The organism is Pseudomonas sp. LBUM1652, assembly GCF_059716105.1.
The window spans coordinates 127,501-144,301 of the sequence record NZ_CP166804.1 but is presented as its reverse complement, the minus strand read 5'-3'; the positions used below and the strand labels follow the sequence as shown (position 1 = coordinate 144,301).

9 protein-coding genes and 3 rRNA genes are annotated in these 16,801 nt (G+C 57.4%); 6 read left to right on the top strand and 6 right to left on the bottom strand.

The genetic code is table 11. The features are described 5' to 3' along the window. Window positions 1–126 precede the first annotated feature (126 nt). The gene (locus ACA069_RS00680) at window positions 127–465 is read left to right on the top strand and encodes a hypothetical protein (protein WP_038369138.1); all 339 of its coding nucleotides are present in this window, start codon (window positions 127–129) and stop codon (window positions 463–465) included. Between the two features lie 127 nt (window positions 466–592). On the opposite strand, the gene lapD is transcribed toward ACA069_RS00680, so the two are convergent. Both lapD and lapG read right to left on the bottom strand, forming a co-directional pair. Continuing rightward, complete coding sequence (lapD, locus tag ACA069_RS00675; protein ID WP_497615864.1) at window positions 593–2,539, bottom strand: cyclic di-GMP receptor LapD; 1,947 nt, start codon at window positions 2,537–2,539, stop codon at window positions 593–595. A 14-nt stretch (window positions 2,540–2,553) separates the two neighbouring features. After that, on the bottom strand, window positions 2,554–3,246 hold the full coding sequence (gene lapG / locus ACA069_RS00670; protein WP_187680324.1) for a cysteine protease LapG: 693 nt from the start codon (window positions 3,244–3,246) through the stop codon (window positions 2,554–2,556). Window positions 3,247–3,441: 195 nt separating this feature from the next. Between lapG and ACA069_RS00665 the strand changes: the two genes are divergently transcribed. The 5 genes from ACA069_RS00665 to ACA069_RS00645 all read left to right on the top strand — a co-directional run bounded on the left by ACA069_RS00665 (window position 3,442) and on the right by ACA069_RS00645 (window position 10,509). Then, on the top strand, window positions 3,442–4,152 hold the full coding sequence (locus ACA069_RS00665) for a GntR family transcriptional regulator (protein ID WP_497615862.1): 711 nt from the start codon (window positions 3,442–3,444) through the stop codon (window positions 4,150–4,152). A gap of 761 nt (window positions 4,153–4,913) precedes the next feature. Next, window positions 4,914–5,687 (top strand): DUF3050 domain-containing protein, encoded by a 774-nt coding sequence (locus ACA069_RS00660; protein ID WP_401264646.1) that lies wholly within the window; start codon window positions 4,914–4,916, stop codon window positions 5,685–5,687. Further along, entirely contained in the window at window positions 5,684–6,613 is a 930-nt protein-coding gene (locus ACA069_RS00655) for a diiron oxygenase (protein WP_497615860.1), read from the top strand. The genes ACA069_RS00660 and ACA069_RS00655 overlap by 4 nt, the downstream gene beginning before the upstream one ends. Window positions 6,614–6,623: 10 nt before the next feature. After that, the gene (locus ACA069_RS00650; protein WP_497615858.1) at window positions 6,624–10,019 is read left to right on the top strand and encodes an amino acid adenylation domain-containing protein; all 3,396 of its coding nucleotides are present in this window, start codon (window positions 6,624–6,626) and stop codon (window positions 10,017–10,019) included. Window positions 10,020–10,041: 22 nt separating this feature from the next. Further along, window positions 10,042–10,509, top strand: a complete 468-nt coding sequence (locus tag ACA069_RS00645; protein WP_497615856.1) for an SRPBCC family protein — start codon at window positions 10,042–10,044, stop codon at window positions 10,507–10,509. 147 nt (window positions 10,510–10,656) lie between these two features. Here ACA069_RS00645 and ACA069_RS00640 read toward each other — a convergent pair whose 3' ends face one another. The 4 genes from ACA069_RS00640 to ACA069_RS00625 all read right to left on the bottom strand — a co-directional run bounded on the left by ACA069_RS00640 (window position 10,657) and on the right by ACA069_RS00625 (window position 16,575). Then, window positions 10,657–12,537: a methyl-accepting chemotaxis protein gene (locus ACA069_RS00640; protein WP_401264635.1), complete on the bottom strand. Its 1,881-nt coding sequence runs from the start codon at window positions 12,535–12,537 to the stop codon at window positions 10,657–10,659. A gap of 656 nt (window positions 12,538–13,193) precedes the next feature. Then, a 5S ribosomal RNA gene (gene rrf, locus ACA069_RS00635) occupies window positions 13,194–13,309 on the bottom strand. A gap of 105 nt (window positions 13,310–13,414) precedes the next feature. Beyond that, window positions 13,415–13,530, bottom strand: a 5S ribosomal RNA gene (gene rrf, locus ACA069_RS00630). 151 nt (window positions 13,531–13,681) lie between these two features. Beyond that, a 23S ribosomal RNA gene (locus tag ACA069_RS00625) occupies window positions 13,682–16,575 on the bottom strand. Window positions 16,576–16,801 lie beyond the last annotated feature (226 nt).

Here is a 16,801-nt window from a genome sequence, read left to right as displayed (position 1 = left end):
TTATGGGGCGGCCGTCACGTTTGCGCCCGGCGAAGCGGTGACGATTTCATCGCCGCACCGCATACTTGCGCGCAGTTGGCTATTCTGCTGACAGCATGACGCTGGTTCATTTCCGAGGGATGCTCAATGTTTTACGTGCAACGCGATGCGCAAGGCCAGTTGATTCGCGTGGAAGCCGCGGCGTACGCCGAGGCCACGGAAACGCTGCCGGCCGATCACCATGAAATCCAGGCGTGGTACGCCAACGAAGCCGTGGAAAACAGCCTCAAACAGCTCAAGCAGAGCGACTTTGAAATGATTCGGGTACTCGACGACCTGATTCAGGTGCTGACCCAGAAAGGCGTGATCCGCGTCACCGACCTGCCACCAGCGGCGCAGGCCAAATTGATGGATCGGACCCAGGCGCGGGAAGCGTTGGGTGGGTTGAGCCAGCTCATTGATGAAGATGAAGGCGGCTTGATCTGACCCGGGACCTTGGGTGACTGGACTGACCCTTTCGCGAGCAGGCTCGCTCCCACATTGGAATGCATTTCAAATGTGGGAGCGAGCCTGCTCGCGAAGGCGGCATCACTGACACCACCGCACTAAAAGATTACTTCCAGGGCTTGGGCTCACCGAACAACTGTCCCTGAACCCCATACAGGCCCATCTCGCGAATCACCGACAACTCCCCTTCCGTTTCGACCCGTTCGGCAATCAACGGCAGATCAATGCTGTGCGCCGCCCGCTGGATCGCCTCGATGAACAGACGCTTGTCACTTTCCTGATCAATCGCGCGAATGTAGCTGCCATCGATCTTCAAGTACGCCAGCCCCAGCCGCGCCAGGTTGCCGATCATGCTGAAGCGCCCGCCGAAGCGCTGCAGGCTCAGCGAGAAACCAAGTTCACGCAGACGCCGGGTCAACTGCTCCAGCACCGCTTGTTCCGGCAATTGCTCTTCGCCGATTTCCAGGGTCAGGCGTTCGCCGAGATTGGAATGCGCACGCAGGATCTCGAACACTTTGTTCAGTGCCTGCGGATCGGCAAGGGTTGCCGAGGACAGGTTCAGCGCCAGCGAATCTTCATGCTGTTTCATCTGCTCCAGCACGCGTTCGAGCATCAAGCGATCCAGTCGCGCGGTCCAGCCAAAGCGTTCCAGCCACGGCAGGAAACGCCCGGCGGGAATGGTCTGGCCCTGATCATCGAGCAAGCGCGACAACACCTTGTAATGCAGCACCAGTTGCGTGTCCTGAGCGGCCACCACCGGCTGGAAATACAGTTCAAAACGCTGCTGACTCAACGCCTGATCGAGCAAGCGATGCCAGGCGTGGTGATCGTCGCCGACATCCGCCGTGAGGCTTTGATCAATGCACGCCCAATTCTGCTCGCCCTGCCCTTCAGCTTGCGCCAGCGCCTGATCGCCGAGCGTCAGCACCGCTTGCGGCGAGTCGCCGTGAACGAATGGCGCCAGGCCGATAGAGGCCACCGCCGGCACATCTGTCGCGCCCGTGGCGTGCAGACTGCTCAGCGCACTGTCGAGGTTCTGCGCCAGTTGCAGCGCTTCCTCGCGCACCAGCCCCGGCGCCAGCACGGCGAATTCACCGCCGCGAATACGGGTGACGAGGTTCTGGGTTTCCGGGTATTTGGCGCACTCGCGGGACAGTTGCTCGCCGACCGCTTTCAGCAGTTCGTCGGTGCGCTGACCGCCAAGCCGCTGGTTGAGCCCGGCCAGATCCTTGACCCGCAACAGCAGCAGGTAACCGGAACTGGCCTGCTCCGGATTGCTCACCCGATTGTTCAGCTGCATTTCGAAATAGCGCCGGTTGGCCAAACCGGTGAGGTTGTCCTGATAGGATTCGGCGCGCAGTTTTTCACTGCGCTCGGCCTGCTCCTGAAACAGCGCCTTGAGCTTCTCGACCATCTGATTCATGGCCAGCACCACACGCCGCAACTCCGGCGTGCGCGGCAGCTCCGGCAGGCTGAGAAATTCGCGACGGGCGATGGCGTGGGACTGCTTGACCATGTAATCCAGCGGCTTCAACTGCCGGCGCAGCAGCAACGCACCGAGTACGGCACTCAGCGCGCCGCAGATCAGCAACCAGCCAAGACTGCCCAAGGCGCTCTGCCACAATTTGGCCACGGCAAACATCGGATGGCTGACCACCTCGACCCGCGCCGCCTGTTCCCAGCCACGGCTGACCAGCGCATCGCCACCAGCCGGTTCCAGACCGATCAGGTTGACGAACCAGTCCGGCACATTAGTGACCGCCGGAATGCCACTGCGCTCGACGATGGTCTGGTCGGTCTTCAGATCGACCACGCGGATGCTCGCGTAATAACCACTGTCGAAAATCGAACTGACCAGCAGCTCGACCATCGCCGGGTCGTCGATATTCGGCGTCAGCGACAACGCCAGCGCCGTGGCGGCGTCCTGGGCGTGGGAGCGCAACTGATTGACGTACTGGGTGCGCGAGCTCTCCAGACTGACCATGAAGCTGCCGGTGAAGGCGACCACCAGGAACAGACAGATAGCGATCAACAGCTGTTTGAACAAAGACATCTGAGCGCGTGCTCCTAGTTAATCGACTCGACCGGAAAACCTTCGGCCTGCATTTTTTTCAACACATCCTGCCAGCGCGACAGGCGTTTAGTGTCTCCGACCTTTTTGTTGCCTTTGGCACCCGGCAGATACAGACCTTCTGCATTGAAAGAGTAGACCGGCAGCAAATCGGTTCGCTGGGCCGCCGGCTGGATCGGATCGATCAGACTGTCGAGCACCAATGGCATGGCATCGGGAGTGGCATAGTACGTCAGCACCATGTGCGCGCGGTTCTGGCGCAAGGCCTTGACGTAGGTGATGCGCAGCTTGTCACTGGATACCCCGAGATGGCGCAAGCTGAAATACTTGGCGATCGCATAGTCTTCGCAGTCGCCGGCACCTTTCCACAAGGCTTCGATAGGGGTTTCCCAATAGTCGACCTCGTGCCACAGGTCGATATCCTCGACGTAACGCACCTGCTTGTTGAAAAACAGGTTAACCACTTTGAGCTTTTCCATCTCGCCGACCTGTTTCTGCGTGGCCAGCAGATTTTGCCACGCATCGATTCGCTGCTGCCCGGCGCCCAGTGGTCCATAAAGTGCTGTAGCTTTGCGACTGATCGCGGAAAAATCCCAATCGGCATGCAGACCGCCCAGCATGACGCCGGCCAGCAACAGTGCGCAGCCTAGCCAGCGCAGAGTCCGGGGGATCGCGAAACATACCGCCACAGCAGGTTTCCAGAAGGCAGGAAGGAAAGCGTTTGATGGTGAAGCTTAGCCCGGTAAAAAACAATGGCACCATGAGATCATCGCGACCGCGCTAAACTGATGAAGGCACTGAACCGTTACACGGTTTGACAACCTGTAGAGCAATCACTAGTGTCCTTTGGATCCAAATCAAGCCGACATACAGGGTGCGTAGTCGTGACACAGAAGCCCAAACCGCTGCACAGCATCAAAGTCGACGGGCCGATTCCCGCACACTTGGCTCGGTCCGTCATCGAAGAAACCTTGCGCGCCGCCATCCTTGATGGGCGTTTGCCATGCGGCACAGCGTTGCGCCAGCAGGATCTGGCCGATCTGTTCGGGGTCAGTCGCATGCCCGTGCGCGAAGCCTTGCGCCAGCTCGAAGCGCAGGAATTGTTGAGCGTCACCACGCACAAAGGCGCCGTGGTTGCGCCGCTGATCCAGGGCGATGCCACGGAAACCTACGAGTTGCGGATCCTGCTCGAGTCCGAAGCCATGCGTCAGTCCATTCCGCGACTGACCGCTGCCGATCACGCACAGGCAGCGAGTTATATCGAAGAGCTCGAGGCCCAACACGATTACACGGAAATCGGCCGGCTAAACCGCTTGTTCCACATGGCACTGTATAAAAAGGCACCCAACCAGCGTCTGCTGCGGCTGGTCGAAGAGGGTCTCAACGAGGAGGAGCGTTTCCTGCGCTTCAACCTCGAAGCCATGGGCCTGGGCAAGCTGTCCCAAGAGGACCACCGCGCGATGCTGCAAGCGGTCATCGATCATGATGTCGAACACTCGATCACATTGCTCGAACAACATCTCAACCGCGGCGTTGACGTCATCACCCGCTATCTCGCCAGCCCTGCCGCCCAAAGCCGCAAAGCCGCGCGCTGAAACTTCCACGCCGGGATCAGACCACTGCGTCCGCCCGGCGAATAACCCACTTACAAATCCCCCGTTCCCCGGCCACGAATCCACTGGCATATCCACATCTTCGCTCTAACCTCCCTGCGCCAATCAGCCCGATATTTGCACCCTTCTCGGTGATGAATCGGTAATAGCCGTGGCGGCCATTTACCCTCACTCTTGAACGGCCAAACCAATAAAGAACGGGCGACGCACCGCACCGTCGGCGCAGTCCCCGCAACAGGAACCTACGGAAGGAGCCTTGTCACGGGAAAAGGAAAGAATCGGCGTCGTTCCGGGCCAACTTTCATCCCCTCAAATAACTTCATTCTCTTTATTAAAAAGCTGCTTCGAGTGAGGCATTCACTCTGTTTATTCGATTTTGGTCTTTATTGACTGAAAGGAGCAACTTCGCCCCAATAAAACTTATTCAAATAGTTTTATCGGCGACTCTCATACTTGAAAAACACACAACTAAAAATAATTGAAAATATACTTGTTAAGTTGTTTTGCGATGTATTAGCTTTTCTCCGACCCGGCGTACCACGCTTGGTTCATCAAGACACGAGATCAAGGCCATACCGGCCAAGGCATCAAGCCAACAGCACTTTCACGGCACTAATAGCGAAATTTTCATCGACTCGAATGAGGCTTTAGCTCGACCAAAAAACATACACGCCGTTGTTATCCGTTATTGCGCAATTGAATGAGCGACTCCCACTATTCCAACAACTGTGAGGCCAACCAAGATGCCAACTAAAGAACAACTCGCCCTGAAAAAATCCGAACTCAGCATTCACCCGATCTTCGCTGAAATCGATTCCTTGGCGGTTTTGCGCCGCTTCATGGAAACCCATGTGTTTGCCGTCTGGGATTTCATGTCGCTGACCAAACGCTTGCAACAGGAACTGACCTGTACTCGTCTGCCCTGGTTGCCGCCGCGTGATCCGCATGCCGCCCGCCTGATCAACGAGATTGTCCTCGGTGAGGAATCCGACAACCGTTTGAGCCACGGTCATTACAGCCATTTCGAGCTGTACCTGGATGCGATGCGCGAAGTCGGTGCGAGTACCTCGGCCGTGGAACGCTTCGTCGCGTTGCAACAGGAAGGCGTGAGCTATGACGTGGCACTGCAAAGCGTGGAGGTCGATCCCGCCGCCGCGCAGTTTGTCCGCGACACTCTGCGCATTGCCCTGCATGCACCGGGGCACAGCGTGGCCGCTGCGTTTCTGCATGGCCGCGAAAGTGTGATCCCGACCATGTTCCAGCGAATTCTGGACGACTGGGGCATCGGCATCGAACAGGCGCCGACCTTTCGCTACTACCTGGAGCGGCACATCGAGGTCGACTCCGAGGATCACGGCCCGGCGGCTGAACACTTGCTTGAGCGTCTGGTCGATGGCGACCCGCAGCGCGAAGCCGAGGTCTACGCCAGCGCCATCGCCGCCGTCGAAAGCCGCATCGCCCTGTGGGACGGCCTGCGCGTGAGCATGCGCGAACCCTTGACGGAGGTGGCCCAATGAACGCCGCCGACTATCAATCGTTCGCCGATGCCTGGGAAAGCCGCGCGACTATCCGCACTCGCCCGCGCCGTGTACTGGAAAACGACGAGCGCCTGATCTATCCGCTCAGTCGCCAACCGCTGGTACTCAGCGAAACCTTCCTGCGCGACTGCCCCGAGCAGCGTGATTTCGCTCTGGTGCAGACGCTGTACAAGTTCATCAACGATGTGGTGATTTTCGAGACCGAAATCGTCGACAAAACCGCGCGCAGCATCGCCAAGAACCGCTTCGCCGTCGCGTTTCCTTTCGCTTGCCGTTATGACGCGATGACCGTCGTGGTCGATGAGGATTACCACGCCCTGGTGGCGATGGATTTCATGCAGCAAACGGTCGCCATGACCGGCATCGCGCCGATCGAATTGCCCGATGAAATCGAGTTGAGCCGGGCGATCCCCGCCGCCGTGGCACTGGCGCCGCAACACCTGCGCAGCGCGGTGGAGCTGATTTGCGTGGCCATCGCCGAGAACACCGTGACCGGCGACGTCGCAGCGTTCGCCCGGGACGATACGGTCAAGCCATCGATCAAGGGCCTGATGGCCGACCACCTGCTCGACGAGGGCCGCCACTCCAGTTTCTGGGCGCGGATGGTGCGCATCTATTGGCACACCGCCAGCGACGCAGATCGCGCCACCATCGCGCAGATCCTGCCGGTGTTCATCGGCCATTACCTGACCAACGACATCCAGAAAGCCTTCGACCTGCGACTGATCGATGCCCTCCCGGTCAACGAAGCCACACGGCGTTCGCTCCGGGACGAAATCGCCGGCCTGGCCTTCCCGATCAATCGCCATCACCCGTTGGTGGGCAACATCGTCAAGTTCTTCCACAACAGCTCGCTGCTCGACACGCCATGCGTGCAGCACGCCCTGCGCGACTACCTGGTTTGAGGAGGCCGACATGAAACGTCTCGACATTTTGCTGATGGGCGCCAGCCATGCCATGACCGACCTGGCGCAGGAACTTGAACAACACGGGCATACATTGACGCGCAGTGGCGCGGCGAAATCGACGATGGATTTGATCATCGACGATGGCTTCATTGCCGCCGGCGATTTCTGCGCAATCCCACACCTGCATCTGCGTTTAGGTATCGGTGCGCAGAGCGTTGCAGGTTTGCCGACACTCGATCTGCTGTGTTTCCTCGGCTCGTCGCTGATCAGCCGAGTGCCCATTGGCGATGAGCCGTCCGGCAACGGTCAGGCACTGCGACAAAGGGTGCTGACGCAGCTGGTGGACGAGGTTTCATTGCTGGTCAGCCGCTACTCCCGCGACACGGACTACTTCCAACAGGCCGCTACGGTGACTGCGCCGGATTTCGAACGGATGGAAAACCTGCTGTACCTCGACAGCCTGGCCTACGTCCATCGCCTCAACGCCACGGCGAATCCGGCGCTGCTGCAACAGGCACAAATCCCGCTGATCGAGCGCTTGCAACAGAGCCTGATCAATCACCCCGAGCGACCAGCGCTGCACCTCGCCGAACAGACGATCAGCTATCGCCAGTTACACGCCCATAGCCGGGCGATTCAACAGCGTTTGCAGCCCCTGCTCGACCAGCATCCACAACCGTGGGTGGTCGGCATCTGCCTGCCGAAAAGCCCTGCGCTGTTCGCCTCGATTCTGGCGATTCTCGGCAGCGGCGCGGTGTACTTGCCACTGGAGCCGAGCCATCCCTTGCAGCGCCAGCAATACATCCTGGAGAACGCCGGCGCCTTGCTGTTGCTGCATGACGGTGAACATCCGCTGAGCGAGAGGATGCCGGGGCTGAATGTCAGCCGTATCGACAGCCTCCACGCCGACCTCTCGCAACCGTTGATGCGCCAGCGCCCCAAACTCGATGCGCCGTGCATGGCGCTCTACACCTCGGGCACCACCGGACACCCGAAGGGTGTGCTGCTCAGTCAAGCGAACCTCGCGCACTTTACTGCGTGGTACGCCGACTACACGCAAATGCAGGCCGAGAGTCGGGTGTTGCAGTTCTCTTCGCTGAGTTTCGACTCGTCGCTGATCGACATCTTCCCGACCCTGCTCATGGGCGCCGAACTGGTGGTGCCCGATGACACGCAACGGCGCGATCCGCTGCAACTGGTCGCACTGATCCGCCGCCGACAATTGACCCACGCCTTCCTGCCGCCAGCACTGTTGAGCATCCTGCCGCTGGAGCAACTGCAAGGCGTGCAACAGGTGATGACCGGCGGTGATGTCTGCGAGCCATTCGTCATCGAGCAACTCACGCGTCAGGGCAAACTGCACAACCTCTACGGTCCCACCGAAGCCACGGTGCTGATCACCGCCCGGCAACTCAAACCCGGCGACAGCAACCGCACCCTCGGCGCGCCGATCGCCAACAGCCAGGTGCTGATTCTCGATGATGATCTGCAACCGGTGATCGAGCAGACCGTGGGCGAACTTTTCATCGTCGGCCCCGGCGTCTGCCTCGGTTACCTGAACAATCCGCAGCAGACCGCCGAGCGTTATCTGACCTTGGAGCTACCGGACGGCCAGCAGTTGCGCGCTTACCGCAGCGGCGACATGGCCAAGTGGGGCGAGCACGGCATCGAGCTGTGCGGCCGGCGCGACAATCAGGTGAAGATCCGCGGTTTCCGGGTCGAGCCGGAAGAGATCGAGCGCTGTCTGCGCGAGAGCCAGTTGTACCGACAAATCGCTGTGGTGATCGACAGTCAGCGGCGGATTCTGGCGTTCCTCGCCCTGCCTCAATCAGACGACGCTCGCGATGCCCTGAAGGCCCACGCGCAGCAATTTCTGCCGGACTACATGCAGCCGGTGGCGTGGACCGAACTGCCGAACATGCCGTTCGCCAGCAATGGCAAGGTCGACCGCAAAGCGCTGCTGGAACTGCCGGTGAACGTGCAGGACAGCGGCCCGAAATGCCTGCCGGCCAATGAAGACGAAGCACTGCTGCTGGAGATCTGGGCCGAGTTGCTGGAATTGCCGACCAGCGACATTTCCACCGACGAGAGTTTCTTCAATCTCGGTGGCCATTCGATTCTGTTGTCGCGGATGTTGCTGCGCTTGCGTGAAGAATTCGGCCGCAGCATCTCGATCAATCGCTTCATCGAACTGCCGACTCTCATCAAACTCGCCACGCTGGTGCGCGGCACCGATGACAGCGCCGTGCTCAGCGCCCAGGCCATGGCCGATGCTGAGCGGGCGCTGGATATCGAACCGCTGCCGATCAGCCGCATGGGCGATGTGCACAAGGTGATCGTCACCGGTGCCAACAGCTTTGTCGGTGTGCATATCGTCGAGGCGCTGCTCGGTTGGGGCGCCAGCGAAGTGGCCTGCCTGGTGCGCGACGGTGCCGAACAAACAGCGGCGCAGCGCTTTGCTCAGGCACTGCGCGAGAACCGCCTCGAGCATCTGGACCTGAGTCGGGTGCGGGTTTACGCGGCGGATATTGCGCGTCCGCAATTGGGCCTGAGCGACGTGGATTATCAGCGGCTGGATCAACAGTTCGGCGCACTGGTGCACAACGCTGCCAACGTCAATCACGTGCTCGATTACGAGTCACTGGCGACGGACAACGTCGAGCCGATTTTCGAACTGCTGCGCCTCTGCGAAGGGCGCAGCAAAAAGGTCTTCAATTTCGTCTCGACGCTATCGGCTTCAAGCACGGTCGATGACGCGGGCCGGGTGCTGGAACTGCCCGCCGCGCCTACGCCGCCGATCTACATTCGCAACGGCTACAACCTGTCGAAATGGGTCGGTGAACGCATCCTTGAACGGGCGCGAACGCTTGGGGTACGAGTCAATCTGTACCGCCCCGGCAACATCAGTTTCAACAGCCTCAGTGGCGTCTGCCAGCCACATAAAAACCGCTTGATGCTGATGCTCAAAGGCTCGATCCAGCTCGGGCAGGTGCCGGCCTTCGCGCTGAACTTCGACCTGATGCCGGTGGACTTTCTCGCCCGCTTCATAGCCTTCCACGCCAGCCGTTATTCGGCGCAACGCGCAGTGTTCAACCTGCACAACCCCGAGCCGTTGAGCTGGGACGCCTACGTCGCCTCGTTTCGCGATACCGGCAGCGAGTTCTCGCTGGTCAGCGTCGCCGACTGGCAGCAGCAACTGGGGCGAGTCGATGCCGACAACGCGCTGTTCGGCGTGCTCGGTTTCTACCTCAACGGCTTCGAGGAAGACATCGGCGACATCTCCCTGATCGGCCACGCCAACGCCGAGGCCGGCATCCAGCAGATGGGCGCGCACTACCCGGAAAAATCCCCGGCGCTGCTGCGTCGTGGCTGCGATTACCTGAAAGAAATCAACTTCATCTAGTTCATCAAAAAGGAGCAACACCATGAGCACTCTGCAACCCGACACCCTGATCAAGAACCCTCACGGCTGCCACGTTGTGTCTTCGGTAGAGGTGCCGACAGACGCCGCGCAAGTCTGGGCAGTGGTCGGCAACTTCGGCGGTTTCGATCAATTCATCCCGGCGCTGTCGCACATTGAATTGACCGGCGAGGGCGTGTCCTCGCTGCGCAAGAAATGCTTCAAGGACGGCAACGTGGTGGTCGAGCAACTCAACTCCCGCGATGAACAGGCGCGGAGCATGACCTGGACAACGATCTACAACACCTTGGGCGTGGCCAATCTGTGGGCGGCGATGAATGTGGAGCCGTTGGGTGCGGGGAAGTCGCGGGCGACCTGGACGATCATTGCCGAGCCTGCCAGCGGTGGGGCCGAGGCGCTGCCGGGGTTCAAGGATTTTGTGCAGGGGTTTGCCGATGATGCGATGGGGAATGTTTTGAAGCTGTTTGTTTAATGCTTTGGTTTGGCGGTGACTGAGCTACCGCTATCGCTGGCAAGCCAGCTCCCACAGAGTCCAAGTCGTTCACACATTTCGTGTTCGCCAAGAATCCTGTGGGAGCGGGCTTGCCCGCGATGAACGATAACGCGGTCTGACTTAAGGTCAGATTTTGAAACTGTCGACCAACTGCTTCAGGCGGTTGGCCTGCTGCGACAACGCATCACAATCCTTCAACGTTTCGTTGAGGTTGGCCACACTCTGCTGGTTCAACAGGTTGATCTGGTTAACGTCGACGTTGAGGGTTTCCACCACCGCGGTCTGCTCTTCAGTGGCGGCCGCTACCGACTGGTTCATACCGTCGATTTCGCCGATGCGCTGGGTCACGCTGACCAGGCGCAAACCGGCCTGGTTGGCCACTTCAACGCTCTGCTCGCTGGACGCCTGACTGGCGTTCATGGTGGTCACCGCTTCACGCGAACCGACCTGCAGCGAAGTGATCATCTTGTGGATCTCTTCCGCCGATTCCTGGGTGCGATGGGCAAGGTTACGCACCTCATCCGCCACCACCGCAAAACCACGCCCGGCTTCACCGGCACGTGCCGCTTCGATGGCGGCGTTGAGCGCCAACAGGTTGGTCTGCTGCGAGATGCCTTTGATCACATCGAGGATGTGTCCGATGTTGTCGGTGCTGGCATTCAGGGTTTCGATCTGGGTGCACGACAGGCTGATCTTCTGCGACAACTCGGTCATTGCCAGTATGGTTTGCTCAACCACTTGGCGACCGTCATCGGCCTGCTCGCTCGCGCCGCTGGCGTGCTGCGAAGCATCGGCGGCGTTGCGGGCGATTTCCTGAGTGGCGGCGCCCAGTTCGTTGATCGCCGCGGCCACGCTGTTGGTGCGCGCACTTTGCTCGTCGGAGCCGACGATGGAAGCGTTGGACGACGCCATCACCCGTTGCGACAGGTCATGGACCTGACGGGTTGCCGAAGACACTTCAGAAATCGACGCGTGAATCCGTTCAACGAATTGGTTGAACGAACTGCCCAGTTCGCCGAATTCGTCTTTGCTTTCTACGACCAGACGACGAGTCAGATCGCCCTCGCCCTGAGCGATGTCCTGCATCGCGCGGCCCATGGTGGTCAGCGGACGCATCAACACGTTGATCAACAGGCTCAACAGCAGCGCAATTGCGCCCACCGCAACGAACATGGCAATCAGCGCCGAAGTACGGAACTGGCTGAGTGCGGCGTAGGCTTTATCGCGATCGATCGACAGACCGATGTACCACTGAGCATTCGGCAAATCGCTGACCGGGGTGAACGACAGGATGCGTTCCTGGCCGTTGAGCAGCACGTTCTGGTTGCCCTTCTCGATGCGTACGCTGGAGTTCGGATAGATGTCCTTCAGGTTCTTCATCACCTGATCTTTGTCCGGGCTGACGATCACCTGACCATCGGCACTAACCAGGAACGCATGGCCGAGGCCACCGAAGTCCACCGAGTTGATGATCTTTACCAGGGTTTCCAGGCTCAGGTCACCACCGACCACACCGAGCAGTTCGCCGTTCTTCTTCACCGGCATGGCGATGGTCACCACCAGGCCACCGACCGCCGCCATGTACGGCGGCGTCAGCATGGTTTTGTCGGCGATTACCGCCTGCTTGTACCAAGGACGCTGACGTGGGTCATAGCCGTCCGGCATCTTCGCGTCAGGGCGCTGGGTGAATACACCGTTGGCCTGGCCGACGTAGGTGAACTGGAAGTTCGAGGTGAAGGCCGGTTGATCAACCAGGCCCGGGAAATCGGCGTCCTTGCCCTGATGGGCAACGTTCTGCGCAAGGTTTTCCAACACCAGAATCCGCCCGCTCATCCAGTTCTGCACGCTGCTGGCGGTCAGATCACCGGCCTGCTGCACGGAGGATTGGAGGTTCTGGCGAATGGTGTTTCGCTGCAGATAGTCGTTGTAGAGCGTGAATAAAGCGAAAGCCAGGACCACGACGCCCGAGGCGGCCAACAGGATTTTATGGCTGAACTTGAGATTCATTTCATGGGACTTCTTATGCAAAAGTGGGGATGCGTTCCGGGATGCAACATTCCATGTACAGCGCAGGCAGCATTCTTCTGGCTGCTCTGATTTGGTGCACGCATGTCTCACCAGTCTGTCGGCACGAGTCGGAGAAATCTTAGGGCTGTGCGGAAAATGGATGGCATTTGCGGAAGATTCCCGCCGAACGGCGTGCTAGAGCGTTCGCCGCGTGGTGTTTTTGACTGATGCCTGGGCGCCAGTTGCACATTCTGTAAGCTTTAAGGGCAGTCTGACCATCGAGTCCTGAGTGGCGCCCTACGCGAGTCTGAATTTTTGCTACATGCGCGAAGCGCAACGTCGCAGCAACAACCCAACAGCCTGCTATCAGTTCCAAGCGAATGCGTTGTGCATAAAAAAGCCAGCCCTTGAAGTTCAGGGGCTGGCTTTGTCATATCTGGGAGCAGATTTTCATGCTCGTATTCGATCATTGGTATCAGCGGACAAGTGATGATCGCAAACTCGGATGTTTTGATTGAGGACTATCAGGGATTGGCGTCTACATCTGGTGTGCCGTATCAGCAAGGCTCGCAAAGCTGTTTGATCGTCTATTTTTTGCAAGCCTGTAAACGAGAAAACCCCTGTCTGCGTTAGCAGACAGGGGTCTCGGAATTCAATCTTGACGATGACCTACTCTCACATGGGGAAACCCCACACTACCATCGGCGATGCATCGTTTCACTGCTGAGTTCGGGATGGGATCAGGTGGTTCCAACGCTCTATGGTCGTCAAGAAATTCTGTATCTGGCCCGTCAACACGGTAACGAGCCAGCAAAAATCGGTACTTCTACTAAAACAAAACCCCAATTGCTTTCGCAATTGGGGTTTCGGAATTTAATCTTGACGATGACCTACTCTCACATGGGGAAACCCCACACTACCATCGGCGATGCATCGTTTCACTGCTGAGTTCGGGATGGGATCAGGTGGTTCCAACGCTCTATGGTCGTCAAGAAATTCGGGTACTGAGTCGTGACCTGTTGGCCTCGCTTCAGCAAATTGGGTATGTGACAGCTTTCGGTGTTTTGTGAACATCGAACTTTCGGTTCGTTTCGTCTTCACACACCGCAATCTGGCCTTTCGACGCAAATTGCTTGGGTGTTATATGGTCAAGCCTCACGGGCAATTAGTATTGGTTAGCTCAACGCCTCACAGCGCTTACACACCCAACCTATCAACGTCGTAGTCTTCGACGGCCCTTCAGGGAACTCAAGGTTCCAGTGAGATCTCATCTTGAGGCAAGTTTCCCGCTTAGATGCTTTCAGCGGTTATCTTTCCCGAACATAGCTACCCGGCAATGCCACTGGCGTGACAACCGGAACACCAGAGGTTCGTCCACTCCGGTCCTCTCGTACTAGGAGCAGCCCCTCTCAAATCTCAAACGTCCACGGCAGATAGGGACCGAACTGTCTCACGACGTTCTAAACCCAGCTCGCGTACCACTTTAAATGGCGAACAGCCATACCCTTGGGACCGGCTTCAGCCCCAGGATGTGATGAGCCGACATCGAGGTGCCAAACACCGCCGTCGATATGAACTCTTGGGCGGTATCAGCCTGTTATCCCCGGAGTACCTTTTATCCGTTGAGCGATGGCCCTTCCATACAGAACCACCGGATCACTAAGACCTACTTTCGTACCTGCTCGACGTGTCTGTCTCGCAGTCAAGCGCGCTTTTGCCTTTATACTCTACGACCGATTTCCGACCGGTCTGAGCGCACCTTCGTACTCCTCCGTTACTCTTTAGGAGGAGACCGCCCCAGTCAAACTACCCACCATACACTGTCCTCGATCCGGATAACGGACCTGAGTTAGAACCTCAAAGTTGCCAGGGTGGTATTTCAAGGTTGGCTCCACGCGAACTGGCGTCCACGCTTCAAAGCCTCCCACCTATCCTACACAAGCAAATTCAAAGTCCAGTGCAAAGCTATAGTAAAGGTTCACGGGGTCTTTCCGTCTAGCCGCGGATACACTGCATCTTCACAGCGATTTCAATTTCACTGAGTCTCGGGTGGAGACAGCGCCGCCATCGTTACGCCATTCGTGCAGGTCGGAACTTACCCGACAAGGAATTTCGCTACCTTAGGACCGTTATAGTTACGGCCGCCGTTTACCGGGGCTTCGATCAAGAGCTTCGCGTTAGCTAACCCCATCAATTAACCTTCCGGCACCGGGCAGGCGTCACACCCTATACGTCCACTTTCGTGTTTGCAGAGTGCTGTGTTTTTAATAAACAGTCGCAGCGGCCTGGTATCTTCGACCGGCATGAGCTTACGGAGCAAGTCCTTCACCCTCACCGGCGCACCTTCTCCCGAAGTTACGGTGCCATTTTGCCTAGTTCCTTCACCCGAGTTCTCTCAAGCGCCTTGGTATTCTCTACCCAACCACCTGTGTCGGTTTGGGGTACGGTTCCTGGTTACCTGAAGCTTAGAAGCTTTTCTTGGAAGCATGGCATCAACCACTTCGTCATCTAAAAGATGACTCGTCATCAGCTCTCGGCCTTAGAATCCCGGATTTACCTAAGATTCCAGCCTACCACCTTAAACTTGGACAACCAACGCCAAGCTGGCCTAGCCTTCTCCGTCCCTCCATCGCAATAACCAGAAGTACAGGAATATTAACCTGTTTTCCATCGACTACGCTTTTCAGCCTCGCCTTAGGGACCGACTAACCCTGCGTCGATTAACGTTGCGCAGGAAACCTTGGTCTTTCGGCGTGGGTGTTTTTCACACCCATTGTCGTTACTCATGTCAGCATTCGCACTTCTGATACCTCCAGCAAGCTTCTCAACTCACCTTCACAGGCTTACAGAACGCTCCTCTACCGCATCACCCGAAGGTGATACCCGTAGCTTCGGTGTATGGTTTGAGCCCCGTTACATCTTCCGCGCAGGCCGACTCGACTAGTGAGCTATTACGCTTTCTTTAAAGGGTGGCTGCTTCTAAGCCAACCTCCTAGCTGTCTAAGCCTTCCCACATCGTTTCCCACTTAACCATAACTTTGGGACCTTAGCTGACGGTCTGGGTTGTTTCCCTTTTCACGACGGACGTTAGCACCCGCCGTGTGTCTCCCATGCTCGGCACTTGTAGGTATTCGGAGTTTGCATCGGTTTGGTAAGTCGGGATGACCCCCTAGCCGAAACAGTGCTCTACCCCCTACAGTGATACATGAGGCGCTACCTAAATAGCTTTCGAGGAGAACCAGCTATCTCCGAGCTTGATTAGCCTTTCACTCCGATCCACAGGTCATCCGCTAACTTTTCAACGGTAGTCGGTTCGGTCCTCCAGTTAGTGTTACCCAACCTTCAACCTGCCCATGGATAGATCGCCCGGTTTCGGGTCTATTCCCAGCGACTAGACGCCCTATTAAGACTCGCTTTCGCTACGCCTCCCCTATTCGGTTAAGCTCGCCACTGAAAATAAGTCGCTGACCCATTATACAAAAGGTACGCAGTCACCCAACAAAGTGGGCTCCCACTGCTTGTACGCATACGGTTTCAGGATCTATTTCACTCCCCTCTCCGGGGTTCTTTTCGCCTTTCCCTCACGGTACTAGTTCACTATCGGTCAGTCAGTAGTATTTAGCCTTGGAGGATGGTCCCCCCATATTCAGACAAAGTTTCTCGTGCTCCGTCCTACTCGATTTCATGACTAAGAGATTTTCGCGTACAGGGCTATCACCCACTATGGCCGCACTTTCCAGAGCGTTCCGCTAATCTCAAAGCCACTTAAGGGCTAGTCCCCGTTCGCTCGCCACTACTAAGGGAATCTCGGTTGATTTCTTTTCCTCAGGGTACTTAGATGTTTCAGTTCCCCTGGTTCGCCTCTTGCACCTATGTATTCAGTACAAGATAACCATCTTATGATGGCTGGGTTCCCCCATTCAGACATCTCCGGATCAAAGTCTGTTTGCCGACTCCCCGAAGCTTTTCGCAGGCTACCACGTCTTTCATCGCCTCTGACTGCCAAGGCATCCACCGTATGCGCTTCTTCACTTGACCATATAACCCCAAGCAATCTGGTTATACTGTGAAGACGACATTCGCCGAAAATTCGATAATACTCAATTCAGAGTAACTCACAAATTTTACCTTAGCCTGATCCGTTACCAGTGAAAGTAACGTTCAGTCTATCTTTCTATCACATACCCAAATTTTTAAAGAACGATCTAATCAAAGACTAGAAATCAACATTCATCATCATACTGATGGAATGCTCATTTCTAAG

Bases quoted from the DNA above. Each gene is read 5' to 3' on its own strand.
- ACA069_RS00680 (WP_038369138.1), top strand. From the start codon at position 127: ATGTTTTACGTGCAACGCGATGCGCAAGGCCAGTTGATTCGCGTGGAA.
- lapD (WP_497615864.1), bottom strand. From the start codon at position 2,539: ATGTCTTTGTTCAAACAGCTGTTGATCGCTATCTGTCTGTTCCTGGTG.
- ACA069_RS00660 (WP_401264646.1), top strand. From the start codon at position 4,914: ATGCCAACTAAAGAACAACTCGCCCTGAAAAAATCCGAACTCAGCATT.
- ACA069_RS00655 (WP_497615860.1), top strand. From the start codon at position 5,684: ATGAACGCCGCCGACTATCAATCGTTCGCCGATGCCTGGGAAAGCCGC.
- ACA069_RS00650 (WP_497615858.1), top strand. From the start codon at position 6,624: ATGAAACGTCTCGACATTTTGCTGATGGGCGCCAGCCATGCCATGACC.
- ACA069_RS00645 (WP_497615856.1), top strand. From the start codon at position 10,042: ATGAGCACTCTGCAACCCGACACCCTGATCAAGAACCCTCACGGCTGC.
- ACA069_RS00640 (WP_401264635.1), bottom strand. From the start codon at position 12,537: ATGAATCTCAAGTTCAGCCATAAAATCCTGTTGGCCGCCTCGGGCGTC.